Origin of the sequence: Paenibacillus sp. FSL R7-0331 (assembly GCF_000758645.1) — a bacterium.
GTDB classification, from domain to species: Bacteria; Bacillota; Bacilli; order Paenibacillales; family Paenibacillaceae; genus Paenibacillus_AQ; species Paenibacillus_AQ camerounensis.
In genome coordinates, this window is the sequence record NZ_CP009284.1 from 5,891,506 (window position 1) to 5,918,361 (window position 26,856).

The 26,856-nt window shown below is 54.2% G+C and carries 17 protein-coding genes; 2 read left to right on the top strand and 15 right to left on the bottom strand.

Annotated elements, in window-relative coordinates:
• Positions 1–178: 178 nt before the first annotated feature.
• The 8 genes from R70331_RS25555 to R70331_RS25590 all read right to left on the bottom strand — a co-directional run bounded on the left by R70331_RS25555 (position 179) and on the right by R70331_RS25590 (position 9,101).
• Positions 179–922 (bottom strand): glycosyltransferase, encoded by a 744-nt coding sequence (locus R70331_RS25555; protein ID WP_042180516.1) that lies wholly within the window; start codon positions 920–922, stop codon positions 179–181.
• Positions 909–2,186, bottom strand: a complete 1,278-nt coding sequence (locus tag R70331_RS25560; RefSeq protein ID WP_042180519.1) for a hypothetical protein — start codon at positions 2,184–2,186, stop codon at positions 909–911. Before R70331_RS25560 ends, R70331_RS25555 begins: the two co-directional genes overlap by 14 nt.
• Positions 2,183–3,712: a glycosyltransferase family protein gene (locus R70331_RS25565; protein ID WP_042180522.1), complete on the bottom strand. Its 1,530-nt coding sequence runs from the start codon at positions 3,710–3,712 to the stop codon at positions 2,183–2,185. Before R70331_RS25565 ends, R70331_RS25560 begins: the two co-directional genes overlap by 4 nt.
• 117 nt (positions 3,713–3,829) lie before the next feature.
• The gene (gene yunB / locus R70331_RS31285; RefSeq protein ID WP_081947891.1) at positions 3,830–4,834 is read right to left on the bottom strand and encodes a sporulation protein YunB; all 1,005 of its coding nucleotides are present in this window, start codon (positions 4,832–4,834) and stop codon (positions 3,830–3,832) included.
• Positions 4,835–5,319: 485 nt separating this feature from the next.
• Positions 5,320–5,931 (bottom strand): TVP38/TMEM64 family protein, encoded by a 612-nt coding sequence (locus tag R70331_RS25575; RefSeq protein WP_042180524.1) that lies wholly within the window; start codon positions 5,929–5,931, stop codon positions 5,320–5,322.
• Positions 5,932–6,169: 238 nt separating this feature from the next.
• Positions 6,170–7,042, bottom strand: a complete 873-nt coding sequence (locus R70331_RS25580; protein WP_042180526.1) for a glycine betaine ABC transporter substrate-binding protein — start codon at positions 7,040–7,042, stop codon at positions 6,170–6,172.
• Positions 7,043–7,068: 26 nt separating this feature from the next.
• Positions 7,069–7,905, bottom strand: a complete 837-nt coding sequence (locus R70331_RS25585) for an ABC transporter permease (RefSeq protein WP_042180529.1) — start codon at positions 7,903–7,905, stop codon at positions 7,069–7,071.
• The gene (locus R70331_RS25590) at positions 7,902–9,101 is read right to left on the bottom strand and encodes a quaternary amine ABC transporter ATP-binding protein (RefSeq protein ID WP_042180531.1); all 1,200 of its coding nucleotides are present in this window, start codon (positions 9,099–9,101) and stop codon (positions 7,902–7,904) included. The genes R70331_RS25585 and R70331_RS25590 overlap by 4 nt, the downstream gene beginning before the upstream one ends.
• Before the next feature lie 256 nt (positions 9,102–9,357).
• On the opposite strand from R70331_RS25590, the gene R70331_RS25595 reads away from it, so the two are divergent.
• A complete protein-coding gene (locus R70331_RS25595) occupies positions 9,358–9,915 on the top strand; it encodes a GbsR/MarR family transcriptional regulator (RefSeq protein ID WP_042180533.1) in 558 nt (185 codons plus the stop codon).
• A gap of 156 nt (positions 9,916–10,071) precedes the next feature.
• Here R70331_RS25595 and R70331_RS31290 read toward each other — a convergent pair whose 3' ends face one another.
• The gene (locus R70331_RS31290) at positions 10,072–15,012 is read right to left on the bottom strand and encodes a carbohydrate binding domain-containing protein (RefSeq protein ID WP_081947751.1); all 4,941 of its coding nucleotides are present in this window, start codon (positions 15,010–15,012) and stop codon (positions 10,072–10,074) included.
• A 291-nt stretch (positions 15,013–15,303) separates the two neighbouring features.
• Here R70331_RS31290 and R70331_RS25605 point away from each other — a divergent pair, with 291 nt between their 5' ends.
• Entirely contained in the window at positions 15,304–16,320 is a 1,017-nt protein-coding gene (locus R70331_RS25605) for a LacI family DNA-binding transcriptional regulator (protein ID WP_042183246.1), read from the top strand.
• Between the two features lie 1,401 nt (positions 16,321–17,721).
• Here R70331_RS25605 and R70331_RS25610 read toward each other — a convergent pair.
• The 6 genes from R70331_RS25610 to R70331_RS25635 all read right to left on the bottom strand — a co-directional run bounded on the left by R70331_RS25610 (position 17,722) and on the right by R70331_RS25635 (position 25,282).
• Complete coding sequence (locus R70331_RS25610; protein ID WP_042180535.1) at positions 17,722–18,732, bottom strand: ketoacyl-ACP synthase III; 1,011 nt, start codon at positions 18,730–18,732, stop codon at positions 17,722–17,724.
• 299 nt (positions 18,733–19,031) lie between these two features.
• Positions 19,032–20,417 (bottom strand): glycoside hydrolase family 28 protein, encoded by a 1,386-nt coding sequence (locus R70331_RS25615; protein ID WP_042180537.1) that lies wholly within the window; start codon positions 20,415–20,417, stop codon positions 19,032–19,034.
• A gap of 154 nt (positions 20,418–20,571) precedes the next feature.
• Entirely contained in the window at positions 20,572–21,702 is a 1,131-nt protein-coding gene (locus tag R70331_RS25620; RefSeq protein ID WP_042180540.1) for a glycoside hydrolase family 88/105 protein, read from the bottom strand.
• Positions 21,703–21,719: 17 nt separating this feature from the next.
• A complete protein-coding gene (locus R70331_RS25625; protein WP_042180543.1) occupies positions 21,720–22,595 on the bottom strand; it encodes a carbohydrate ABC transporter permease in 876 nt (291 codons plus the stop codon).
• Positions 22,596–22,626: 31 nt separating this feature from the next.
• On the bottom strand, positions 22,627–23,595 hold the full coding sequence (locus R70331_RS25630; RefSeq protein WP_042180546.1) for an ABC transporter permease: 969 nt from the start codon (positions 23,593–23,595) through the stop codon (positions 22,627–22,629).
• 118 nt (positions 23,596–23,713) lie between these two features.
• On the bottom strand, positions 23,714–25,282 hold the full coding sequence (locus R70331_RS25635) for an extracellular solute-binding protein (RefSeq protein ID WP_042180549.1): 1,569 nt from the start codon (positions 25,280–25,282) through the stop codon (positions 23,714–23,716).
• Positions 25,283–26,856: the final 1,574 nt, after the last annotated feature.

Here is a 26,856-nt window from a genome sequence, read left to right on the forward strand (position 1 = left end):
CTCCTGCTGAACCGTTATGAGCGGTACAACTCTTTCACCGCCGGAACGGGTTTACAGCAGGCTCCCCGCGGGTTCACTTAGCTGTCTCCGGGATGGGGAGCGAGCCGGCCGACCCCTAGCTGTACAATTTCTATGACAATAGCCTCAATCCAGCGTACCCGGCAGCCTTATTCTTATTTTAGTAGGAAACATCTTTCCCCTGCCACTCCACCAGCCGCGGATGCTCATCCAGAATGGAGCGGTACTGCTCCAGGCTGCCCCACCGGCCTTCGGGGTCCAAATCCATGTAGCGCTCGTATTTACCCCGCAGCTCTTCCGGGGACAGCGCCCAGCCGTAATGCTTCACCCGCAGCTCAGCCAGAAAACCGGGCAGCACCGCATAAGACAGCGGAAGCCGGGGCACATGATGATCCATCCGCGGCGTAAAATAATGAAAATCCGGCAAATAACGGACCAGCGTACGGGTATGCTTCGTGTGGATATTCCAGTGCTCATCTTCACGGTAATGGGTGGTGCCGCCCCAGAAATCGTACAGCCGGAAGCCTACCCAGTCGTAGACATCCTGATCGATCAGCCGGCGCATCTCCCGCTTTGCCGCTTCTTCATAGAACTCGTCAGCATCCACGGACAGCAGCCAGTCGGGCCCGGTGGATACCGCGAGCTCCCACAGCGTCTGCCGCAGCTCCCATTCCCGGCTGAACAGCGGACTCTCCAGCGTCACCAGCTTCGTTACCTTGGCAAAAGATTGGCACAGCCGTGCCGTGCCGTCCGTACTGCCGTCATCGACAATGACGATTTCATCCACGAAATCGCTTAGCTCCTCCAGCACCTGCTCCAGATAACGCCCGGCCTCGTTGCGAACCTGCATCATTGCGGTCAGCCGGTTCCCGGAGGCTTTGCGCAGCGGTCTAGACCTCATCATCTGCTATTCTCCCCCTTAATCGTCCGACTGCCTCCTCCAGATCAGCCATTTCCGCAAAAAGCGCCCGGGCTCCCTGATCCGCCCCAGCCGCCCGCAGGAAACTGCGGATCGCCGCGTGCCTTTTTCCGTACAGCAGATATAACGTCCCTTCCATTACCGGAATCTGCTGGAGGATGGAGATGGCCGCCCCGCTTCCCTGGAGCACCGCTGAAGCCGGGTCACCGGCTGTGCTTTCGGGCTCCTGCTGCAGCCGGAGTGCTTTTTCCCATTGAAAAGTATCCGTATAATTAAGCAGCAGCAGGGACCTGGCCTCCGGATCTGCCGCTAATTCCAGCAGACGTATGGCCGCAGCCCCGTCCTCATTCAACCGGTAGAGCTCCGCCTGCACCAGTTCACGCCGGCCGCTGTCCAGCCAGTGATGCAGCTGCTCCGATACCGCCCGTTCTTCTGCAGTGAACGCAGTAATCTCATATTGGCGGACAGCCAGCTCCAGATTGCCGCGCTTCGCTTCCATTGCTGAAAAAAAGCGGTAATGCGAATGCAGGCAATCCGTGTAGTCATGGAGCAGCATCAGCTCGAAGGAACGGGTCAGCAGCTGCGCCGCACGCTCATCTCCGAGCAAATACAGATAAGACGCAGCCAGATAATGCACCGTAGGCTGCTTTGGCAGCTTCGTACACATGGACAGATAATACTCAGTCCGGTGCCTGAGCTGAATTCCGGCCCACGGCTCCACGGCAGCAGCCTTATCCTGCGGATGCCACAGCTCCTCAAGCGATCTTTTCCAGACCGCCTCATAATCCGCCAGAAAATACAGCCGTTCTCCCCTGCGGATAATCCCGTAGGACAACGGACTGTCCCCGCTGAGATAGACAACACCGCTCCGGCTCAGCAGCTGCTCCAGATACAGCCGCTCCGAGGCCGTTGCCGTCAGATCGGCTTGTGCAGCCAGCACTCCGCTGTATTTATCCCACAAGCTGCTGTCTTCCCCTTCAGGACAGTGCTCCAGCAGAGCCACCACAAAGGCCGGCGACAGTGCCAGCACATCCTGCAGCCAATAGGGTGAGGAGACCAGCACCGTGAAATCTTTTACCGGGAGCCTATAGATTTCTTCCAGAGACAGGGAACGGATGCCGCTCTCCGCCTGCTCGGAGGAACTCATTTTCCCTGCAAAAACAACATCCTCCCGCTCAGGCAAAACGTCCAGCAGTCTTTTGTAGCTGTATGCTTCCCAGGAGACCCCGCTGAAAATAATATAGTTCACGTCCGTGTCCCCTCCTCTCCGTCAGAAGGCAGATTATCATTCACGGAGCCGCCGGCTCCCGAAGCAGGTCCCCCTGCTATGTAGCCTACCGCCAGCTCCGGACCCGGACAGAGCAGAAGACTGCGGCGGGAGGACTCCCTTTTCACAATCCGGCCCGGCATAATGCCTCCCCGGTGTGCAGTACGCTCAAGCGGCAGCACTGCCGCTGCGCCCCGTTCCGGGTAGCTTGGCAGCTCAGATTCTGCAAGTCCCGGCGCTGCGCTGACGATCAAAGCGGCAGAGCTGTGCTGCAGAGCCTTCACAATCCGGGTTACATATTCACTGTCATAGCTAACGGATGCGGACAAGTAGACCGTCACTTCGCTTTGGTACATGGCGGAAAAGCTCTCAAGTGCACGCAGCCACAGCTTCTCCCCCTGCACCGTGATAACGGTATCCTGTTCATGGACAGGAAAATCAGGCGAGGTATCAGCCCAGCTGTCCCGCACACTGACCCAGCGTATATTCCCGTAGCTCTGCTGCGCCTGCAGCAAAGGCTGGCGCTGCATTGATGCCGCAGCCGGCCATTTGTCTTCAAAATACACTACTGCCGTCACAAGCGGCAGCGCTGCGGCTGTTCTGCCCAGCGGTATTGCCGGCTGCCGTTCTAGTGCAGACAGCTCCCCGGGAACCGGCAGCCCGGCTTCCCGCAGACGTTCATCCGGAAGTCTCCATTTGGCACAATAAGCCCGCCCCGCTTCAGCGTATGCAGCCTGTTCTCCGCCATCCGTTTGTCCGGTGTTGCCTTCCAGCGGCTGAAGGACATGTACATACGACGCGCTGCTGAGCGCAAGCCTTGCACCCAGCTGGCGGGCGCGCAGACACCAGTCGGCAATGATGTACCGCCGCTCACCGAGCGAGGCATCCAACCCGCCGGTCCGCTGCAGGATGTCACGGGTAATGATCAGGCAGGGCCCGCTCAGCACCTGGACCTCCTGCCATTCTCCCCGGCGGCGGCTCAGCTGGTGATTGACATAAGCGGACAGTTCAAGATCATTGCCAAAACGCAGCACTGCCCTGCCTTCCTGTTCCTCCGCTGCGGAGCAAGGCGCTGTAACGAAGACTGCCGGATCATCAATAGCCGGCCACAGCAGTTCGCCAAGCCACCCCGAGGTGACCATCACCCGATCCTCCACCAGTACGACAAAAGAGGTCCGGGCATCTGCCAAGGCCTCATTGGTCCGGTAATTTCCGCGCTCATAAGGAAGAAAGGACAGCTCTGTCTCTGCAGAGAACTGCTTAAGCAGCGGTTCCAGCGGAAAGTCCTCCTTCATCACCACTCCTGTCAGGCGGACAGCAGGACCGGAATACAGCAGCAGCCGCTTCAGACATTCTTCCGCCCACTCCTTATGCGCAAGCTCTACTACAATCGTCACACCATCCTTGGCCGGCAGCGGCAGCAGCCCTTCCCGCTCAAGGTAACTGTATCTTCCAGCCAGCCGTTCCGGACTGACCACATCCGCTTTAGCCTCAGCATTATAAGACATTCCGGTTCACACTCCATCAGATAAAAACTTTGCTACCTATAGTGTATGAGCCGGCTTCGGCATTATCCCTATTTTATTCCATTTCCTCTTGCGTCAGGCCGATCCGCTGTCACGCTGCTATTCCCCGGCTCCACCTCCGGCATTGCCGCCGCTGTCCGCTGCATTGCCCCCGCCGGCAGCATTATCCGGACCCGAAGACGGAGCCCCGGCGTTGCCTGACGGCATCTCCTTCCCGCTGTTGCCGGCGCCGCTGCCTGTGCCGGAGCTGTTACCTGCTCCCCCGCCTGCGCCGCTGTCCGCTGCTCCGTGCTTATCTGTGCTCTGGCCCGGAGCCGGGATGGCGATGCCCGGTGCACTGCTGCCGTTATCCCCGACAGGGTTGCCCTGATTGTCATAATAATACATCGGCACATCGCCGACCACCATCAGGTAAGACACCGGAATCTCCGTATCAACCACCTGCGGCTCCATGTCAAAAGGAACAACAACCGCAACCTCGGTGACGATATGAATGTATACCTCGACAAGAATCATATTGATCCCCGCATTTTTCTGGCGGGTATTGAGCTCTACCTTGACTGCCCCCTGCGGCTCAATCTTGATCGGCACGTCGGGCCCGAAGGAGGCGATCAGCGGGCTGTCCAGCGCCTGGCCCAGCGGAATATGCTCTGTCCGGTTGTGCAGCTCCTGCAGGGTGCTCTGGATAACCTCCGCCGCCTGCGAGGTTATCCGCATATGCTCCCTGTAGTTGAGCATGAAGCCTGAAATTTTGCCGTTATTGTCTGTTTTCCAGTCGATCAGCGCCTCCGCATCTCCGCCATCCGCAACCTGGGAGGTTATAGCCTTATTAATGGATTCGGTAGCAATCTGCTTAACACGGATCTGGGCCAGATGAATGATCGGCGGACGCAGATGCTGCTCCACATACCGCAGACCCTGCAGCACTCCGATAGCCAGAACCAGGCTAAGAATAAGCCAGAAGCTTCCCCGCCTGCGCGGACGGGCCGGACTTGCGCTTCCGTTACCGCTGTTCCGGCCGAACAGCCTTCCTCTGCCCTTGAAACCGCCAGCACTTCCCTGCGCTGCAGACAACACTCCTGTGCTCCGGCTACTGCCCGGCATCCACGAGCCGGACGGAGTACGCTCCTCGTACAAGCTTCCCTGCCCGCTGCGCGTTTTCCATCCCGCCGGCCACCACAGCCCCGTCCGTGCCGGCTTAGCCTTGAAGCCTGCACTGCGTCCCGCCGGCTGTGCCATGCCGGCCCGTGAGGGCTTTGCCTTAAAGGACGCACTCCGCCCGGCAGGCCGCGGCAGGCCTCCCCCGCTGATCCCCGGCAGCCGCAGACGGCCCAGGCGGCGCAGACCCGGCAGCGCTGCCCGCCGGCCTCCCCATTTCCGAATTCTGCCCATGCTTTTCTGTCCCCTCCCGGTATTGCTGCGGCCAAGCCGCCGCCAATTACTATAGGGTATTCAGGCATAGGACAAAAAAGAAGAACGCCCTCCCAGTGCCGTCACTGTGAAAAGCGTTCCTAAGCCTCGTATAATGTTCTCTTTTACACCATCAGGGTCCCAGCAGTGAACCTTAATCCTTCTTTGCCTGATGCTTCCTACTGCATCCTGCTGCGCTTATCCTCCTGCAGATGTCCCCAGTGGCGGCGTACAAAAACTGCCAGCAGAACAGCGATAAATACCGCATACCAGCCCAGGAATCCTCTCCATTCCTCGCGCGGAACGATCAGTGAAGAGCCGATCGTCCCGAACAGCCAGATATAGGACAGGTTGCCGAGCACCGTCCCCCAGATATAAGCGGACACCTTAATCGGGGAAACCGCGGCCATAAAATTAATAATATTGCTGGGCATAATAGGAACTGTACGCAGCAGCACCAGCGTCCAGATCCCATACCGGTCCAGGTAACGCTGCCACTTATCGTAACGCTTCAGCTTGGATCTCCATTTGCGGTCAAACCAGCCGTACAAATATCTGCGGAACAGGAAATAGATGAGGACCGAACCCAGATTGCAGGCCATCCAGCTGACCAGCATACCTCCGATGATATTGAACTCGGATACATGAAGTACAATCAGTATAGCAAGCGGAAAAAATCCGAACAGGCTTTGCAGCAGTGTTAGCGGGACTGTCGCCAGCAAAATATAAGGCCCGCTTAAGCCCATACTCTGCAGCAGCCAGTCAATCCAGCCGTTAATCATTTCTGTCATGGAGCTGTCTCCTTTCCCGGCACTGCTGCATCAGCTCGGCTAATTATTCATAAAGATTTATCAGAGTTCAAGAAAAACACCCCTTACGGGGTGTTTATTACAGATCATAATTACGTATGAAATTGTATGTAAAGAACAATCATCGGCTGAAAAATTACAGTTTTGTAGCCATATGTTCTTTTCATCATAGCACACATTATTTACTGCTGCAAAAGTCTCTCCTGCTTCTTATCCGCTATTACTGCGCAGAAGCGATCCAGGCATTGACCTGCTCCTCATGCCCATCGACCCATTTTTTTGCCGCGTCCTCCGGTGACTGGCCGCCTGCAATATCAACCATAACCTGCTCCATATCCTCAGGAGTCCAGTTGAACTGGTCCAGGAAGCTATATACCTCAGGCATATCCTCATTCAGCCCTGTACGCACCATAGTATGAATCTGTTCAGCCCCGCCGTATACAGCCTGGGGGTCTTCCAGATATTTCAGGTCCATGTTGGCAAACATCCAGTGCGGGGTCCATCCGGTCACAACAATAGGCTGATTATTCTGATAAGATTTTTCCAGCTCCTGAACCATGGCTGCGGACGAGCTTTCAAGCAGTGTATAATCACTCAAGCCATATGCCTCAATCGCCTTCTCGGTAGCCATCATAATGCCTGCTCCCGGCTCAATGCCGACGATCCGGTTCTGCAGCGTTCCCGCCAGCTCCGCATTTTTCAGATCCTCGATAGAGTTAATATCCATGTAGGTTGGAACGGCAAGTCCGGTTTTGGTTCCGTCCAGGTTGGGGCCCAGATCTTCAAGCTTGCTGCCGTATTGTTCCAGGTAGGATGCATGTGTGCTTGGCAGCCAGGCGGCAACCATCGCATCTGCACTTCCGTCAGCAATACCAGCCCACATCGGGCCGGCATCGACCTGCAGCATTTCTACAGACATGCCGAGCTTCGATTCAAGGACTTCTTTTACAACATAAGTGCTTGCAATCTCTGAGTCCCAGGCCACATAAGCCAGCTTCACCGTCTTGTTACCGCCTGATCCGGACGAACATCCGGCTAAAGCAGCCACCACCAGCAGAACAGTCAACAGTAATCCTATGCTTTTCTTCTTCATTAATCACTCACACTCCTATGGTTTGATTAGTTTTGTTGCTTGGTTTTGAACAGCTTCTGGGTCAGACGGTCAAGCAGAATGGCGATAATAACAATCGCTATCCCGGCTTCAAAGCCTGCTCCGGTCTTGGCCTGCGATACGGCCCGGTAGACATATGCACCTACACCCTGGGCGCCAATCATCGATGAGATAACGACCATGGACAGCGACAGCATAATCGTCTGGTTAATCCCGGCCATGATGGTCGGCATCGCTATCGGCAGCTGAAGCTTGAACAGCTTCTGTCCCGATGTGGAGCCGAAGGCATCCGCAGCCTCAACCAGCTCCTCCGATACCTGACGGATACCCAGATTGGTCAGCCGGATCGTCGGCGGAATCGCAAATATAATGGAAGCGATAACCCCGGGCACTACGCCCAGTGAGAAAAAGGATACCGCCGGCAGCAGATAGACAAACGCCGGCATCGTCTGCATGAAATCAAGCACAGGCGTAACAATGTTCTGTATAGTCTTGCTCTGGGCACATAACACACCGACCGGCACGCCGATCAGTACGGCCAGCACCGAGGCAGTCAGCACCAGCGCCAGCGATTGCATCGACGGGTTCCACAAGCCGAGGTTGTCGATCAGGAGCAGCCCGACCACCGCAAACAGTGCCATCCGCCATTTGCCGATCCAGTAGGCAAGCGCAGCTATAATAAGGGTCAGTACGATGGCCGGCAGAAAGGTCAACGCCGCTTCAATCCCGGTCACCATCCCGCCGATAACCGCATGAATCAGGTCGAACAGCGGGCCGAAGTAAGTCATCAGCCAATCCTCAATCCATTCAATGCCCTGGCCTATAGGGAGTTTGGGTATGTTCATACCAAAGCACCTCCTTCTGGAACCGCATTGCCGGCAAGTGCGGACAGCACGGCTCCTTTAATCACGATCCCCTTCAGCCTGTCGTTCTCATCGACCACTGCAACGGGCAGATGGGTCGCCGACATCAGCTCAAACAGATCATTCAGCAGCGTTTCCGGACGCACACGGGGAATCTCCCGCTGCATAACCTCCAGAATGCTGAGGTTTTCCTTCAGCGCTCTAGCCGCATCGTCTGCCGTAACAACGCCCTGCAGCTTCATTTCATTATTTGCCACATACAGGCTGGACACGCCGCTGTCCCGCATCAGCTGCAGGGCTACACGCGGTCCGCGCTCCGGCCGGATCATTTCCGGCTGGCGCATTACATGCGCCGCAGTCAGTACCTTAGACAAATCCACGTCCTCGACGAAGCGCTCCACATACTTGTTGGCCGGCTGAATCAGGATTTCCTCCGGTGTACCGATCTGTACGATTACACCGTCCTTCATCAGGGCTATCCGGTCACCGATACGCAGCGCCTCGTCCAGATCATGGGTGATGAACACAATTGTTTTCTTCACTCTTGCCTGCAGCTCCAGCAGCTCCTGCTGCATATCCTTGCGGATCAGCGGGTCAAGCGCACTGAATGCTTCATCCATAAGCAGAATATCGGGATCATTGGCCAATCCTCTGGCCAGACCCACACGCTGCTGCATACCGCCGCTAAGCTGATCGGGGCGGTGGTTCTCCCAGCCCTTCAGTCCGACAAGCTCCAGTGCCTCCATGGCACGCCGGGTGCGCTCTTTTTTGTCTACACCCTGTACTTCAAGTCCGTATTCGGCATTGGCCAGCACGCTGCGGTGCGGAAACAGGCCGAACTTCTGGAATACCATCCCGATATTTTTACGCCGGAACGTCCGCAGCTCCTCAGAGCTCATCCGGACTACATCCTTGCCTTTAAATAAAACCTGGCCGCCGGTAGGCTCAATCAAACGGTTCAATAACCGGACAAGCGTCGATTTGCCGCTCCCCGATAAGCCCATAATGACAAAAATTTCACCTTCACTAATGCTGAATTCAGCTTTGTTGACCCCTACGGTCAGCTTGGCCTCACGGGCAATCTTCTCTTTGGACCACCCCTGCTCCAATAATGGAAGGGCGCGTCCTGCATCGTTACCGAATACTTTGGTTAGTTGTTTCACCTCTATAATTGCCATGGTGACCTCCTTTTCCCCTTTTCGTTATTCAGGCACTTGCTCCTCAATAAGTGTAGCGGAGTTGTGAAATAGGACGCAAAGCCCGTATACGCTAAAAATTTAGTGTACAGTTTTAACTTTACGTACTTTACATAAAGAATACTCTGTTTTTCTCCATATTTCGTTTCAGGTACATTCTTTACTTATTGAAGAGGATTTGTTTACAATACATTTGAGAGGTTTGCAGTCTATCAGCCTAATCCTCAGGAGGGACACCATGAACGATTTAGAAGGGCTTGAGCCCGAGCAGATAAACAGAATCAGCAAGGCCCGCGAGCGGGTGATTGATTCTATCGGCAAAAACATGGATTTATACGGAATAACGCTGTCTATCGGACATTTATATGGTTATATGTACTTTAACGAAGGCCCGGTAACGCTGGACGAATTGAGCCACACCATGGGAATGAGCAAGACATCCATGAGCACAGGCGTCCGCACGCTGCTGGATCTGAAGATGATCGATAAAGTATGGGGAAAAGGCACGCGCAAGGACCTGTTCGAGGTCGTGCCCGACTGGCATCAGAACTTCAGCGATTATTTCTCGATCAAGTGGAGAAAAGCGGTTGAAGGCAATATGATCGCCTTAACCAAATCACTCACCGAAATCAGGAACATGCAGGCTGAATATGCGGAGAATGCCGAAATACTGCGTCTTTTGATAAACGATGAAGAGAAGATTATGGAAGCCATCAAATACTACCGCTGGCTGCTGAAGCTGATTGAGGCGCTGGAAACCGGCAAGATTTTTGAACTGATTCCTAAAGAAACCTAAACGCTTATTAAAGTATGTCTTACATTCAGTGAAAAAATTACACTGGCACCCTGTTACTTCCCGCCTGCACGCCAAAGAGCCGCAGTCCCTTCAAGGGCTGCGGCCTTTAGTGCTTTTTTGATTCCAACCTGAACGCAGTCCGGCTCCGTCCTCTTGTTACAACACCTCTTCGAGCACAACATTATCCATTACAATCCGGTTGCCGGCGCTGATTGCCGTGTTCGTAGCCTGGCTGTTGCCCGTAATCAGCCCCATCAGGAAAACCACATGCACCAAGGTGTCCGTTCCGCCGCTCATGGTGAAGGTATAGCTGAATTCCTTCATTTCACCGGTCAAGGCAACACTCTCCGCAGGCAGATACTTCGTATAATCACCGCCCTTATGTTCGGCCGCTACTTCAATCAGGCGGTCAATATCGGAGCGGGCCTGGAAGGTCAGCCGGTAGGTTTTACCCTGCTCCAGCTTCAGGTCAGCATAGTCTACCTGCGCGCTATAGCTTGCATTGCCTGTTCCGGTAAGGCCAACGGCCAGCTCCCCGTTCAAAGCCCCGGCAGAGCCGGTTCCGTCAAAATACTGCGTCCAGCCTTCCAGCCCCTTCGCCGCATCAAAGGTTCCGTTATCCAGCGTGCCGCTTACCGGCTGGCCTGGTGTATTGCCGGTCACTTCGCTAATAACGATATCGTCCAGTGACAGGATGTGCGCAGTTCTATTGGCTGTTGTATCCGCCCCTGCTGTGGCACCAATCAGATAATTCAGCTTCAGCGGGCTGTTGTCAGCGACGGTAAACTGCGCGCTGTAAGTCGCCCAGGTGGCCGTGATATCAAATTTTGCCTGCTGGGAGGCAGCGGAGGTACCGCTGTATTCCACAATTATCTGCCGCGGCACCGTCGATTTGGCTTTGAAGCTAAGCTCATAGGTTTTACCGGCCTGCAGCTGGATACCTTCCTGGAATAACTGGTTAGCCCAGAGCTGGCTTCCGGCTGCGCCGATGTCAATATTTGCCGCACCATCCGTTACACTTAACACTGCTGCTCCGCCTTCACCAGACCACGTATTCCAGCCGGCGGTTCCGCTTGTGAACGAGCCGTTCACCACCAGATTGCTGCCGCCCGCCAGAATGACCTGCGTTACCGCCGCAGGGACGTAACCTTCCGCTTCGACCGTAATGATATAGCTTCCTTCTGCTGGAAAAGCGGCGGCGTTAATCGTAATCACGCCGGGCTCAATACTGTATTGCGCAGGGGTGAGTGCAGCTTCATTCACTCTAACCCCCTGAATCTTGCTCCGCCAGGTTTCATTGTCAGTGAACTGTAGCTGGACCGGCTGTCCCGTCCGGTTATTGCTGCTGTCAGCAAGCAGCTCCTGCGGCTTAGCCGGGGCGCCTTTGATCTGGAATTTCACATTATCAATAATGACATCATGCGCATCCGGAATACTGACGCCGTCCACCTTGCCCAGGAGGAATTTCAGCGAAAGTGTATCCTTTATGCCCTGCCGGAACTCGTATGTGTAATGGGCGCCTTCCGGCGTTACCTCAATGAGCTTAGTGAAGGAGGCCGCATACGATCCATTCTCTACGTTAATGCCGATCTTACGGGGAACAGTAGACTTGGCATCGAATTCAATCACATATTCCGCTCCGGCCGATGCCTTCAGCCCGTTCTGGAACAGCATGACTGAGTAGTTCTGGCTGCCGGTATTGGTTATACTGAATTTGGCCGCCCCGTCAGTCACCGCAGCCGCACTCTGTCCGCCCTGCTCGGTCAGCAGGCGTTCCCAGCTGCTGAAGCCGAAGCTGAAGTCCCCGTTCACCAGCGGATAATACACAAGCGACGGATCGTAATAGGTGCTGGTCCGCAGCAGCACGAAATTATCCAGCTGCATGGTACCTGTTGCGGCGCCAAGCCGGAGGACAAACTGGCCTTCATGGTCGGCAGCTCCGGCGGCCAGTCCCTTGAATTCGGCGGTGATGCTCTGCGCCCCTGCTGCCAGCTGTACTTCCTTGGATGCATACAACGTGCCGTCTTTGCCAAGCAGCTCAATTACCGCAGTTCGTGCAGCAGATACCTCGGCGTCAAAAGTCAGCTTGTAATCCTGGCCGTCCACCAGGAAAATCCCTTTCTGCAACAGCCGTACATCGGCTCCTTCAGCTCCGCTGCCTATAATCTGCAGCTGAAGATGCCCATTGCCGTCCACTGCGCTGCCTACTTCCGCTCCGCCGGATGCGGCGGTATGCCAGAAGCCAAGACGGTCAACGCCTCCAAGATCAAAGGTTCCGTTGTACAGATGATTGCCGCTGCCCAGCGGCGTTTTGGCACTGTCATGCTCGAACGGGATACTGCCGATCTCCGTAAGGCGGGCATTACCCAGCCATACCGGAGCTGTATTCGTACCCAGGTTAAATTCAACCCGTGCTGCAATATCCGAATTCTCCTTCATCTGGAACATCGTTTCATAGTGCGTCATCGTTCCGGTCAGCTCGGCCTTGAGTCCGGGCGAGTACGCCTGATAGCCGCGCGACTCCCCGCCTGTCAGTCTGACATTAATGCTCCGCTCCGTATCCGTTTTGGCATCGAAGCTGAGCTTGTAGAATCTGCCTTTAGCCAGCGATACAATAGCCTGCGGCTGGATGGAGTAAGAATTTCCGCCGGCGCTGCTGATGTCCACCTTCAGGAAATTTTGACCGCCGACCGGTTCAAGGCTCGCTGCTGCGGCAGCTCCTGCTTCCTTGTACAATACCCAATGCGCCGTATTCGGAATGCCCATGCCGGCATCCCCTTCCTTCTGCTCGGTGTAGCCGCTGTTGTGAATGAAGTTGCCGTCTTCGGTTGGAGCAAGCGAGCCCTCCGGATAAGGCTCCTTCGCAATCGTTACAGGTACAGGCTCACGGTATTCACGGCCGGTCAGCTCATACACACGCACATAATCGACAGACATCGACTGCGGGAACACCGTCTCCGGAGTCGGATTGCCGTCAAAGTTGCCGCCTACGGCCAGATTCATCAGCAGATGGAACTCCTGGTTAAACGGAGCCGGATAGGCATTGTTCGCCGGCTGGCCGACGCTGATGCTGTACCAGTCATTTTTGGTCTGGAACAATACGCCGTCCACGTACCAGCGGAGCTCTCCCGGCTCCCATTCAAGGGAATAAGTATGGTAGTCGGCGATGGTTCCGTTATCCGGGAAAACATATTCTTTGCCGGAATATACATTATCCGGCCAGAATCCGCCGTAATGAATAGTACCGGCAACGGTGTCAGGCCGGCTGCCCCAGCCCTCCATAATATCAATTTCACCGGAAGCGGCCCAGTTGCCATACTCATAGTTTTCCGGCAGCATCCAGATGGCCGGCCACAGGCCTTTACCGGTCGGTGCTTTTGCCCGGATCTCAAACTTGCCGTATTTCTTGCTGAACAGCCCCTTGGTCTTGATCCGTGAAGAGGTATATTCCTTGCCGTTTACAGATTCCTTATGTGCGGTAATAACCAGATTACCGTCTGCTTCTTTTACATTCTTCTCATCGTCGGTGTACCATTCCAGCTCATTATTGCCCCAGCCGGGATTGCCGACTGCAGTACCGTCGCCCAGATCATAGGTCCACTTCTCCGGATCAATGCTGCCGTCGTTGAATTCGTCGCTCCATACCATTGTCCACATGCCGGCTGCCGGTGTTGGTGTGGCCGTCGGCTGCGGCGCCGCAGTTGCTGTAGGTGCCGGCGATGCGGTAGCGCCGGAGGAGCCTCCGCCGCTTACAAGTGCCGGAGCAGCAGCCTTTAATTCACTGCTGCTGCCTTTGGCAACGGGAACGCCGCCGCTCGTAACACCGTCAGCATTGTTGGTTACCTTCCCGAAGCTGCCGCTGCCCTGAATAGCTGTCCCCGAGGCGTTGGCAGAAAGCAGGAGCTCTCCTACCCGGGCGTTATCTGCCAGCACAATCCGGCTTGGAGTACTCAGGTTAAGCTTGGCCAGCTTACCAGAGAAGCCCAGCAGCAGACTGCCGGTCGTGCTGTCCGCTGTACTGACTGTATTGAAATCCCCCTTCAGGCTGACCTCTTTGACGCCTGAGCCGATCTCGACATCGGTGAAGCCCGCTCCAGTGAGCGTCCCTTCCTCCAGTACTGCACCGGAGCCCAGGTATACGGTCCCTGTTGCAGTGCTGCCCGCGGCGTGCAGGCGGATGCTGCCGGCCGGTTTTGACACTTCCACTTTTCCGAGCTTACTGTTCTGCAGGCTTACCGAATGTACCCCGCCGCCGCGGACATAGGTTATCCCTTCCACATCCACTCCGTCCAGCGTGGCCTTTCCTTCAGCGATCCCCTCTGTGAGATAGAGATTACCTTCAATATCCGTATTCTGCAAAAGAATATCGGCACTGCTAAGCACGACGTTCCCCTTTACCGTTCCCAGAGAAGCCTCCCCCGGAGAGGTAACCAGCCCCGCTACCATCAGGTCAGTAGTCCGGGCCAGCTCAGCACGGGTGATGGCACCCTCCGGCTTGAATAAGCCCCCGGGATAGCCCTGCACATAACCTGCTGCAGTAAGCGCCGACACCGCTCCGGCCAGTTCACTGCCTGCTGCCGTCAGGTCTGTATACACCGCCGGCTGCTTGCCCGCTTCCAGACGAAAAATCTTCTGCAGCGCCACTGCAGCTTCGCCGCGGGTCAGCTTTGCGGACGGATGAATCAGATTGTCCGCATCTGCACTCAGATACCCTGCGGCAACCGCCTTGGCAATATCGCTTGTGAACCAGCGATTACCTGCCGCATCGGCAGGAAGCGCAGAGGCCTCCGTCTTATAGTTGAACAGACGATTTATGATGACTGCGAACTCTGCCTTCGTAATCTGTGTATTCGGCCGGATCGTTCCATCCCCGTAGCCGCTCATCACGCCGATGCCTACCCAGCGCTGCAGTGACTGGACAGCCCAATGATCCGCCTTTACATCGGTAAACGCTTTCAATTCATCAGTTACAGCAGACTGCTGAGCAATTGTAGCCGAAGGCTCCGTTGCTGCCTCCGCAGCTCCGCTCCCCATGGGCGACAGCAGACCTGCCGCCAATACGACGGCAGCAAGCGCCGCTGAAATGTTCTTTTTCATCCTCTGTTATCCTCCTCTAGATTACGGAATCGCTGATTAAATCAATCGAAATCGGTTTCGGTTATGCAGTCCATTCTCTGCCTGTTCTGAATACAGGACAGGCATTATCCGGATCTCTTCCCTTTACTGGTATTGGGCAATGCAATAACCGTTGACTTGCCCGGAGAAGTTGAATAGACTTAACTGTAACCATATGGAGTACCGGACAAGGCTATAAAACCAGTTGAAACCGGCAGTTTACCCGTCTTCTGGTCTGGTTCCTTTATCAAGCGGAGGGTGGAATGGATGCAAGTGAATATCAAAAAAATTGCCGAAATGGCCGGGGTATCCGTATCCACTGTTTCGAAAATCATGAATAACTACAATGATGTTTCCGAAAAAACCAAGAAAAGGGTTCTGGAAATCATTGAACAGACGGGGTACTCCCCCTCAAATTCCGCTAAAACGCTGGCTACTAAAAAATCCAATCTGATCGGCGTCATTTTTGCCGGTGAGCTCAACGTGGAGATTACGCACCCGTTCTTCGTCGAGGTGCTGAACTCCTTCAAGAAACAGATGGGGGTGCTCGGCTACGATCTGATTTTCTTTTCCAACGAAAAATTTGTCAGCGGCGGTGATTACTACTCCCGGTGTGTTCATTTTCATGTGGACGGCTGTGTCATCATCTCCGGGGAAAAAATGGAGCCTGCCATCCACGACCTGGATATGAGCACTATTCCCTGCATCGGCGTTGACCTGGAGCTAAAAGGCAATAAGTCTGGCTACGTGATGTCGGATAACTATCAGATTGCATCCAAGGTGGTGGAGCATCTGTATCTGCTCGGGCACAGAGAGCTCGGCTTCATCGGCAGCACGGGCGATTCCGGCATCTCCAGCCAGCGGGAGGCGGGCTACATGAAGGCGATTGAGAGCTTCGGCCTGACCCTTAACCCCGGCTGGTTCATCCATGGCGATGACTTCTTTGAGCCTAGCGGCTATGCGGCTATGCAGCAGCTAATTGAAAGAGGCCCCCTGCCCAAGGCGGTGTTTGCCGCCTCCGATCTGCTGGCCCTCGGTGCCATCCGGGCCTTGAAGGAGCACGGCCTCCGGATTCCTGAGGATGTGGCCGTCATCGGCTGTGATGACATCGAGGCCTGCAAATACACCAGCCCTACACTGACCACCATCCGCCAGAACAAAGAGCGTCTGGGTGTACTCGCCGCCCACATGCTGTTTGACCTGATCAACAACCAGTCCGAAGGCGGCTCCTTCGTCGTTGAGCCCGCACTGATCGTCCGCGAATCCTGCGGCAGCGGTCTGCGGGGCTGAGCTGCAGCATCGCCGCGCTTAGCAGGCGGCTTTGGCGATTCGCGGCGGCTTCTGCGATAGAGCCTCTGCATCACAGCGCCTAGCAGGCGGCTTTGGCGATTCGCGGCGGCTTCTTCGCCCGAGCTTCTGCATCGCCGCGCCTGGCAGGCGGCTTTGGCGATTGGCAGCCGCTTCTTCGCCCGAGCCTCTGCATCGCAGCGCCTAGCAGGCGGCTTTGGCGATTGGCAGCGACTTCTTCGCCTAGTTGCTGAGTCCACCGCAACGCGGCCGCCTGCTATCTCCCCTCGCTAACTCATTTAAGTGGAAATTCGCCACTTAATTCTCTGGTGAAAGCCGAAAAAAACATTTTAGTGGGAAAAACTCCACTTAATCCCTCTTATTTCACCGTCAAGGGGCAAAACGGGCCGAAATAGCTGGACTTTTTCCAGCTAATCACTTTGAAGAACACGAAAATGCAGCATTAACTGGCGATTTTCCAACTAAATTATGTGTGCCCCGTGTGCCCCGTCTGCTAGTCACACTTTCGCTGCCATCCCCACACAACGTACTCAACTTCACATTCTCCCGCCCCGAATAACAGCCGGACTTCACAACATGTGCATCTGAAATCTGCAGGTTTTCTGCAGGCTATCCTTCAATCATCTTTTACATCATGCGGTTAATCTTCCTTTACATCATCCCGTCAATCATTCTCTACATCCTCTACATCATCCTGCAAAATATCACGGGCATTATGTGCAGGATACCTCGCAGCGGCTCCCCCTTTCAGCCTCAACTGTCAAGCCCCGAATGATTTCGAGTTTATAGCCAACACAAATACCGAAAATCGCTTAATTCAACAAACCGGATTCGCTGCCAAAACCGAAAACGTTTTCGATAATATAATCTCTCATTTCATACAGGCATTCAAGGCGCCGTTTTTCTGATTTTGGGTATGATTTTTCGGTTATGTAGGGAAAAAGAGGGAGGAAGCACGGAAGGCTGGACTTAGGGAATGGGTCTAGGGAAGCGGCATTCGTGAGACTGGGCTTGGGAGGTGGGACTCGGCTGGCGGGACTTGGAGAACTGACTCTGGTAGCGGGACGCGAATACGGGGTTTGAAGAATTGGCTCGGAAAGCGGGACTCAAGTGCGGAGGTTGGAGAACTGGCTCGGAAAGCGGGACTCGGGTTCGGGGCTTGGAGAATTGACTAGCTGGCGGAACCCAAAGTATAGTGCTTAGGTAGTTGGAACATGGATATATATTGAATGTAAAAGTTTGGATACCCGGCACATCCTTCATGCTGGTGCAGGGAGCCAGGTGTGATGAAGGCCAGCCGCCCCTTGTATATTTTTTGTGAAATATAGAAAGGGGCTATCCGTCCGGCCTTATAAGTTGCTTAACTGACAAGCTGACTATATGCTACAAAACATCCGGCGGCGCCACCTGTTCATCCAGCTGCAGCTCCGTCAGAATACCGGCATGCGCCAGTCCGGCGCCGAAGCCGTAGAGCAGAACACGCTGGCCGCTGTGCACCTTTCCTTCACGGATGCCAAGATCGAGTGCAAGCGGAATACTTGCGGCAGAGGTATTGCCGAAATACTCCAGGCTGTACAATGCCTGCTCCAGCGGATAGTTCAGCCGTTCACAGACGGGTTCAATGATCCGAAGATTGGCGCTGTGCGGAACGAACCAGTCTACCTGTTCGAGGGTTGCACCGGCATGCTCCAGCACCTGCTGAACGCCATGCGGAACCGTCCGGACTGCCCATTTGAACACCTCACGGCCATTTTGCACCAGCTTACCTGAATCGCCAAGATCTACACCATTCACTGAATGCGACAGTCCGGTACGGTAGACATGATGCGCACCGCCGCCGTCACTGCCGAGATGATAGCCGAGGAAGCGGTCCTGCTGCTCATCTGCTTCTACAAGCACTGCCCCGGCCCCGTCACCGAACAGGATGCAGGTGCTGCGGTCACTGTAATCGGTAATTTTGGAGAGTGCATCCGCTCCGACAACCAGCACTTTACGGTGCAGTCCCGAAGCTACATATGCATGGGCAGTATGCAGTCCATACACAAAACCTGCACAGGCCGCGCTCAGGTCAACTGCCCCTGCTGTAAGCGGAATACCGAGCCGGTGCTGGATAATAGAGGCTACTGAGGGGAAAGAAAAATCCGCCGTGCTGGTTGCGACGATCACCATGTCTATATCCGCTGCAGATTTTCCGTAACGGGTCAGCAGATTCCGGACAGCGGCAATACACAAATCGCTGGTGTACTCATCCTCCCGGCTGATTCTGCGCTCACGGATACCCGTCCGCTGGACAATCCACTCATCATTGGTTTCTACCATCTGCTCCAAATCACGATTGGTCAATTTACGCGCCGGGACATAGGAACCGATGCCTGTAATTTTTGCACCCTTCATTTTCGATCACCTCATATAGTTTTTTGAAGTAGTATCTGGTATTAGTACTTGGTACTAATTATATGCGATGGAGCTCCATAATGCAAAGGAATCGTCTTCCTCCTTTTCACAGAATATCACCTGGCTATATCCTGACTTAGCAGCTATAGCTTATATTACCCATTCTCTCCCCATCCTCTGCATATCCTCCAAATCTGTTAGCCCATCAGCCTGTCTTACCGGTCCGCTCCAGCAAAAAAAGACCGTAGCCGCACCCGGCCACAGTCCATATAAAATACCGCTTCAACTTCCTAATTCATTCAGATCTCCGCCGGTACTACCTCCACCTGCTCAACCAGCTTTTCCGGCTTGGCTGTGTTCCAGGAGCGGCAGTTCAGTACCTCTACATCCTCACCATTTTCGATATAAAATGCAGGTCCTTCGTGGTTCGCGACCGTCACTTGCTGAAAGCGTACATCCCGTACGTTGCCGAGGAAAAAACCGCGCTTTTTCATATCCGCAAGACCAGCCATCATATCGGGCTGCCCTGGGACAGCATCCTCAGCCATGGAAATATCGACGTCAGTGAAGCTGATTTCCGAGACATATTGCTCGGCCAGCCCATACAGAAAGCCTGCGGCAGCATGAACATTACGGGCGGTAATATTGGCAAAATGTATCCTCCGGAAGCACGGCGTCTCCGCCGTCACCGGATAAGGCTGTTTGTCCCAGACATACTTTTCTTTCCCTCTGGGCCCGCAAAAATAGTACAGATTCATCGTAAACGGACAGATTACGCCCTCCATCACGATATTACTAACCCGGATATCCTCAATGATTCCGCCGCGCCCGCGCCGTGACTTCATGCGGATGCCGCGGTCTGTCTCCTTGAATACACAGTTGCTGATCGTTACATTGCGGATATCTCCGCTCATTTCACTGCCCAGCACAACAGCCCCATGCCCGTGCACCATAGTACAGTTCGTTATTGAAATATTCTCACAGGGAATGCGCTCCGCTGTATCCTCCGTCCCGGCCTTGATGGCGATGCAGTCATCACCTACATCAATATGACAGTTGCTGATCCGCACTCCGGAGCAGGACTCGGGATTAATGCCGTCTGTATTCGGCGAATCCGCCGGATTCAGAATGTAGATATTGTCGATCGTCACATTGCTGCAGACAATCGGATTGACTGTCCAGCTCGGTGAATTGAGCAGGGTCACATCCTTTACCGTTACCCGGCTGCACCGGTTCAGGCCGATCAGCGTCGGGCGCGGATACTCCAGCGCCTCAGGCTGCTCCCGGTGCTTATACCACCAGGGCGCCCCGTTTCCCTGCAGCGTTCCGCTCCCGGTAATGGACACATTCACCGCATCCTCCGCATAGATACAGGGAGAATGCACCTGGCGTCCGACACCTTCCCAGCGGGCTTCCACTGCCGGGTAGTCTGCCGGATCGGTACTGAAGCTCAGCACCGATCCGGCACTCAGGTGCAGCTCAATGTTGCTGCCAAGACGTACGGCTCCGGTATGAAAGGTTCCTGCGGGAACATAGACGGTTCCCCCTCCATCCCGGATGGCGGCTGCAACCGCAGCAGCAATAGCCTGAGTCGCCGCCGTACCGCTGTCCCTCAGCGCCCCAAAATCCTCAATATTATACAACCTCTGCCTTCCCCCTTCCCTAATTGCAAAGCTGATACGCATTTTGTGATATCACGGTTAAAGGTCTGGCCGAAAATCCAAAGAATATTTGGACTTCCGGCCGTTGTTGTTACTGTTTTTTTCAATTCATACCACTGTTCACAGGGGAAATCGCGCACTATCATTAGCGCCACCTGCACTTCCTGCCACCAGCCGCTTACTCCGTACCGCCAGCCGCCACATCCGTCACCCCGTACAATGACTCCATCTCCACACAAGCCATCACCAGCGCCCCAACGCCATGAAGGTCATTGCTTACTTTCGGACGGGTTACATAATTCTCGTAATCTCCTGCCGAGGTGCCGATGCAGATGTCCGGCAGAATCAGTCTTCCCTGCTCATCCTCCTGCAGCACTCCAATAAGGCCTTCATAGCCTTTACGGGCGGCAGCGGCAGCCTCTGCTGCATCAGGCGTCAGACCCAGCTTCACTGCCTTGGCGATGGTATACACGAACAGGCATGAACCGGAGGTCTCCAGCCAGTTATCCGGCTTATCCCCTTTATCGACTACCTGATACCAGAGCCCGCTCGCCTTGTCCTGGTAGCGGATCAGCGCCTGCACGAATTCTCCGAGTGCAGCAGCAAGCTCTGCCCGCCCCGGCTCCTCCGCAGGCAGCAGCGTAAGAAACTGTGACAGTGCCAGCCCGTACCAGCCGAGCGAACGGCTCCAGAACTCGGGAGAGCAGCCGGTCTCCGGATTGGCCCAAGGCATGCGTCTGCTCTCATCCCAGGCATGATAGAGCAGCCCCGTTGCTTCATCCTTCATATACTTGCGCATCAGCCGCTCCTGGTGCAGCACTGCCTGGCGCAGCTCCGGATCGCCGTAGGCATCCGCATATTTCAGCGAGAACACCCCGGCCATGTACAGACCGTCAAGCCACATCTGATAAGGATATTTGTCTTTGTGCCAGTAACCGCCCTCGGCTGTCCGGTTGACCGTCCGCAGCAGACTCCGCAGCTTATCCGCGGCAGTCTTGTACTTCGCAAGACCGGTCCGCTCATGCAGCGTGAACAGCAGCAGCCCTGCCTGAACCGCATCCAGCTCGTCGCGGGCAAAATACAGATTACCGTGCTCATCCACCAGATCGTCCACATACTCCTGAATGTAAGTCAGATAATGTTCTTCACCCGAAGCAGACCACAGCAGCTCCATTCCGCACAGAAATACGCCCTGATGGTAGTGCCAGCGGTGAGCGGGAGGAAGCTCTCCCGCCCGGTAAGTATCCATTAATGAATCACAGGCCTTGCGCGCCCATTCTATTGGTGTTGCCGGCAGACTGCCTATCATCCCTTATCCTCCTTTCCCTAACCCTTCATTGAACCGAGCATAGCCCCTTTGGCAAAATGCTTCTGCAGGAACGGATATACCATCAGAATCGGCAGTGTCGCTACCACGATAACAGCCATTTTAATCGACTGGTCCGGCGGCGGAACGGCCGCATCAAGTGTAGCGCTGTGATCCATCCCGCTGGCCAGGACAACGATCTGCCGCAGCAGAACCTGAATCGGCCATTTGGCGCTGTCATCCAGATACAGAATTGCACTCATATAAGTGTTCCAGTAGGTCACCGCGTAGAACAGGGAAATCGTAGCAATTGCCGGCATCGACAGCGGCAGCACGATCCGGAACAGAATGCCGAAGTCGTTACAGCCGTCGATTTTGGCCGATTCCTCTAAGCCTTCCGGGATGTTCTGGAAAAAGTTTTTGAGAATGATCATATTGAACGCACTGATCGCCGACGGCAGGATAAGCGCCGCATAGGAATCGATCAGCCCCAGCTCTTTTACCACCAGGAACGTTGGAATCATCCCGCCGTGGAACAGCATCGTGAACACGACCAGAAAGTTAACCACATTGCGTCCGTCGAGATCTCTTCTGGAGAGCCCGTAAGCCATCAGCGCCGTGATAAACATACTGAACAATGTACCAATCAGCGTAACGCCAATCGAGACTCCCATTGCTTTGAAGATTGTATCCGTTGAAAAAATAAATTTATAAGCCTCCAGACTCCACACCTTCGGAATCAGCACAAATTTGCTCGCCGCAATCTCCGCACTTGTCGTAAAAGAGCCCGCCACCACATGCACAAACGGCAGCACGGTAATGAGCGCAATCAGCGCCAGCAGCGTAAAGTTAACAGCGGCAAAAATCCTGCCGCCCAGCGATCTGTCCTCTACCATCTTCTATTCCTCCCGCAGTCTCTCATTTCACTTAATAAACGCCTTCTTCGCCCATTTTTTTGGACAGCTTGTTGACGGACATGACCATAATGAGGCCAATAATGGATTTAAAGAATCCGATGGCCGTACTGTAACTGAACTGTCCTTGTCTTAGTCCTGCGGTATAGACATACGTATCGATAATTTCCGCAACATTCCGGTTCATGGAGTTCAGCATCAGATAGACATGCTCGAAGCCAAGATCCAGTACGGAACCAATTTTCAGAATAAGCAGGGTAATGATGACACTCCGGATAGCCGGAAGCGTGATATGCCAGATCTGCCGCATCCGTCCCGCTCCATCCATGCGTGCAGCTTCATACAGCCCGGGGTCAATCGCAGCGATCGAAGCCAGATAAATAATCGTACCCCAGCCTGCTTCTCTCCAGATAATCTGGAGGATATACATCGGCCGGAACCAGCCCGGATTCAGCAGGAAGTTCACCTGCTCGAAGCCAAAATAACTCAGCAGCTCGTTAATAATCCCGCCGTCCATCGTAACCATAACGTAGGTAATCGAGACGATGATAACCCAGGACATAAAGTGAGGCAGATAAACCAGTGTCTGGAAGAATCTTTTGAAAAATGTGCCTCTAAGCTCATTCAGCATCAGGGCCAATATGATCGGCACCGGAAAATAAAGCAGAATATTCATGCCGAACAAAATGAGCGTATTGCCGAGAATCTTCATAAAATCCGGTTCGGTGAACAGGCGTTTGAAATGCTCCATCCCAACCCATTCACTGCCCGTAATTCCCTGGTAAGGCTTATAATCCTGAAAGGAAATGATCAGGCCGTACATCGGCAAATATTTAAATAGAACAAAAAACAATATACCCGGTATCAGCATGACGTACAGATATTTGTTTCTCCACAGCCGCTTTTTGAGCTCACTGCTGCTTTTATAGCTTTTGGGCTCCAGCTGTGAAGCTGCACCGGGCTGAGCGGTAACATCCTGCATAGTTCTCTCCCTTTCTGTTTCAATATCTTATCTTTAAAAAGAAGGCTGGCGAAGCGGCTTGGCCTCGCCAGCCTTCCGAACTCCGGATTACCGTAAAGGGGTGCCAGGGAGCTGCGTCTTATTTTTTATAGACAGCGTTATATTCATCAATGATGGCCGAGCCTCCGCGGCTCTTCCAGGCTTCCACTTCTTTTTCAAAGCCTGCTTTGTCCAGCTGGCCATAAATATAGTTGTAAGTGGCATCCGTAATGATCTGCTGCAGCTCTACGCCCTTCGACGTATAAGTGGCAGAATCCAGGGCAGCTGTAGGGTCAGCAACGCCTACCTTCACATTTTCAAGAATCAGCTCTTCCGCATGGATACGGCCAGGCAGCACGTTATAGCTCAGGTACATACCGTTGGTTTCAGCCTCACCGATTACACTGTCCTTGTAGCCCTTAACCTCACGCTCGATCAGTTCCTTGTTATCTGTAGGCTTAGCCTTGCCGTCTTCTACCGTATAGTGAGTACCCTCGATACCCCAGTACATCAGGTTGGATACTTCAGGGGTCATCATTTTGTCGAAGAAGCCGAGGATTAATTTCAGTTCAGCTTCATCCTTAACCGCAGATTTCGGGAACAGCACTACGTTGTTATAGCCCGGAATCATCCACTGTGCGAACTTTCCGTCTGGTCCGGCAACCATACTGTGTGTATCAAGCACGGCATCCGGGAAGTTTTTGATCAGATCCTTGTTCAGGGTGTCGATGTCCTGCATCGAGCCGCCGATGTACAGGCCGGCTTTGCCGCTGACGAACATGTTTACGGCATCCGTTTTACTTGTAGCTGCAAAGTCTTTGTTCATATAACCGCCGTCACGCAGCTTTTTGAAGAAATCCATAGTATCGATGTATTGCGGGAAGGTGAAATCCGGTGCCAGCTGGCCGTCCTTCTCACCCCAGGTGTTAGGTGTGCCAAACCAGGCAGAAACCGTTTTATAGGCGCCGTATACCAGCTCGTTGCGGTCCACGAGTCCGATGGTGTCCTTTTTACCGTTGCCGTCAGGGTCCTTTTCAGTAAAAGCCTGGGCCATTGCGAACAGCTCATCCAGGTTAGCCGGAGCCTGCAGGCCGAGCTTATCCGCCCAGTCCTTGCGGTAGATGATACCCTGGCGGGCCAGCGGACGTCCGATGTACAGCGAGTAGAGCTTGCCGTCCACCTTGGTGTTGTTCAGGATTTCCGGCTTCAGCTTGTTGAGGTTCGGGAACTCGCTTAAGAGCGGCCCGATCTCCCAGAACTGTCCGTCCTTGATCGCTTCTCTCATCTGCACGAACGTGGTCTGGTTCTTCAGATACGTTACCTGCGGCAGTGAGCCGGTGGCAAAAGAGGAGTTCAGCTTTTCTTCATAAGTATCGGCCGGGAAGAACTGGTAGGTCAGCTTCGTATTGGTCAGCTTCTCCAGCTCTGTCTTGATCGTATCCGGCGGGGTTTCCGCTGTGTTTAATGGAAGCATGATTTTGATTTCTGTCGGCTTCTCCGGCTCAGGTGCCGGTTCTTTAGTTGCGGCCGTAGTTGTGTTTCCGCCGCTTGTGCCTGGATCTTTAGTAGCCGCCGCTTCATTACCGTTGTTACTGTTGCCGCACGCTGCCGTCAGCATACTGAATGTCAGCAGTGAGCTGAGAAGCAGGGTGAAGGATTTTTTCGTCATACCTGTTTGACCTCCGTTTGGCTTGTAATTGGTTACATGCCTCACACTACAGCTCCGGCCAGGTTACGAAAACAATCATTTACTCATTATGGGGGCTTTCGGGGGGGTGTCTGGGGAAATGATTATCGGGTGATGGGGAACGGATAAGGTGAGAGGAAGGATAGTTGGTTAAAAGCGTGGGGGTGGGGCGATGAAGTCTGGGGAAATGCTGGAGGCGGGGCGATGATGCTAAGGCAAGTTCAGAGGGGGATCGATGAGGCAAAGACTAGTCTGGGTGGCGCTATTCGCTGCTGCGGGGAATGTTTGGACTTCCGGCCGCTGTTAGGTTTGGATTTCCCCATTTCAAACCGCTCTTCGCGGTAGAAATCCAAACCTAAAGGCGGACGCTATCGCTCCTACAGTTCCAAACTTCCCCTCCGCTGCTCCCGCCTGCGCGGGAGTTTCCATTCACCTTATCCGGGTGAAAGGGAGCAGGGCAGTTCCCGCCGCTTGGATTGCCGGCGGAGAAATGTGCGGGTAAGCCGATGATGCTAAGACAAAAGCAAATGTGGCAAAGACTAGTCCGGATGGCGTCATTCGCTGCTGCGGGGAATGTTTGGACTTCCGGCCGCTGTTGTCTGCAGATTTCTTGATTTAAACCGCTGATCGCGGTAGAAATCCGCAGACAGCATATGCTTCCGATGCTAGCTTTCCTGCGGAAAGCTTTCAGGCGGACGCTACGCTCCTACAGTTCCAAACTTCCCCTCCGCTGCTCCCGCCTGCCCGGGGGTTTCCTCTCACCTTATCCGGGTGAGAGGGGGCAGGACTTGCCCGCCGCTCGGATTTGCGGCGGGGAAAGCGAGTTTGTTTAACCGATCTGCAGCAATAGTTGTGCGATGTACAGTTACGTATTGCGGGGACTGAGTTTGCTGCTCTATAAATGTGTTGAGCACAACTAATTCCTTGGCTGCTGATCCATTCGCGCCCTGGTGCGGCCCAGAGTATGATTCAATGTTACTTTGAAATCTCATACCCCCGACGCTCGCGCTCACTCTGCCATTCTTACGGACTCAGATGACGTTATTTCCGGGATTTCGGGCTCCCGCAATGTTTAACGGACACCAGAGGCGTTACTTGTTGTTGAAAGATCCATATTGGTGCTTTTCAGCATAAATAGCGTCATCTGTGTCCGTTAGAAATCCAAAACGTGCTCAGAGCATCGGATAACGTCTCCTGAGTCCGTTAGAACGGGGGCGCTCCATACAATAACGCCAGGCGAACCACTATAGTCATCTGTGTCCGTTAGAACCGGCGCGCCACCTACGAAAACATCAGGTCAACCAGAATTTTCTCCTAGGTCCATCAGCACACGCATATCCCAGCAAACAGTCCCAAGTGTGCACATATCAGCCTTACGGATTTCTGAATACCTGCCCTGCTGCATCAGAAGGGATACTGCCGCCGCACCTACAATTACAGGGTTCCTGCCCCCGAAACCAAAAAAAGCAGAGCTAAGATACTCCCTTAAAAGGAGCACCCTCGCTCTGCTAATCTTTGATGTTACTTACCGGCCCCGTACTTCTGCGTATTTCCCA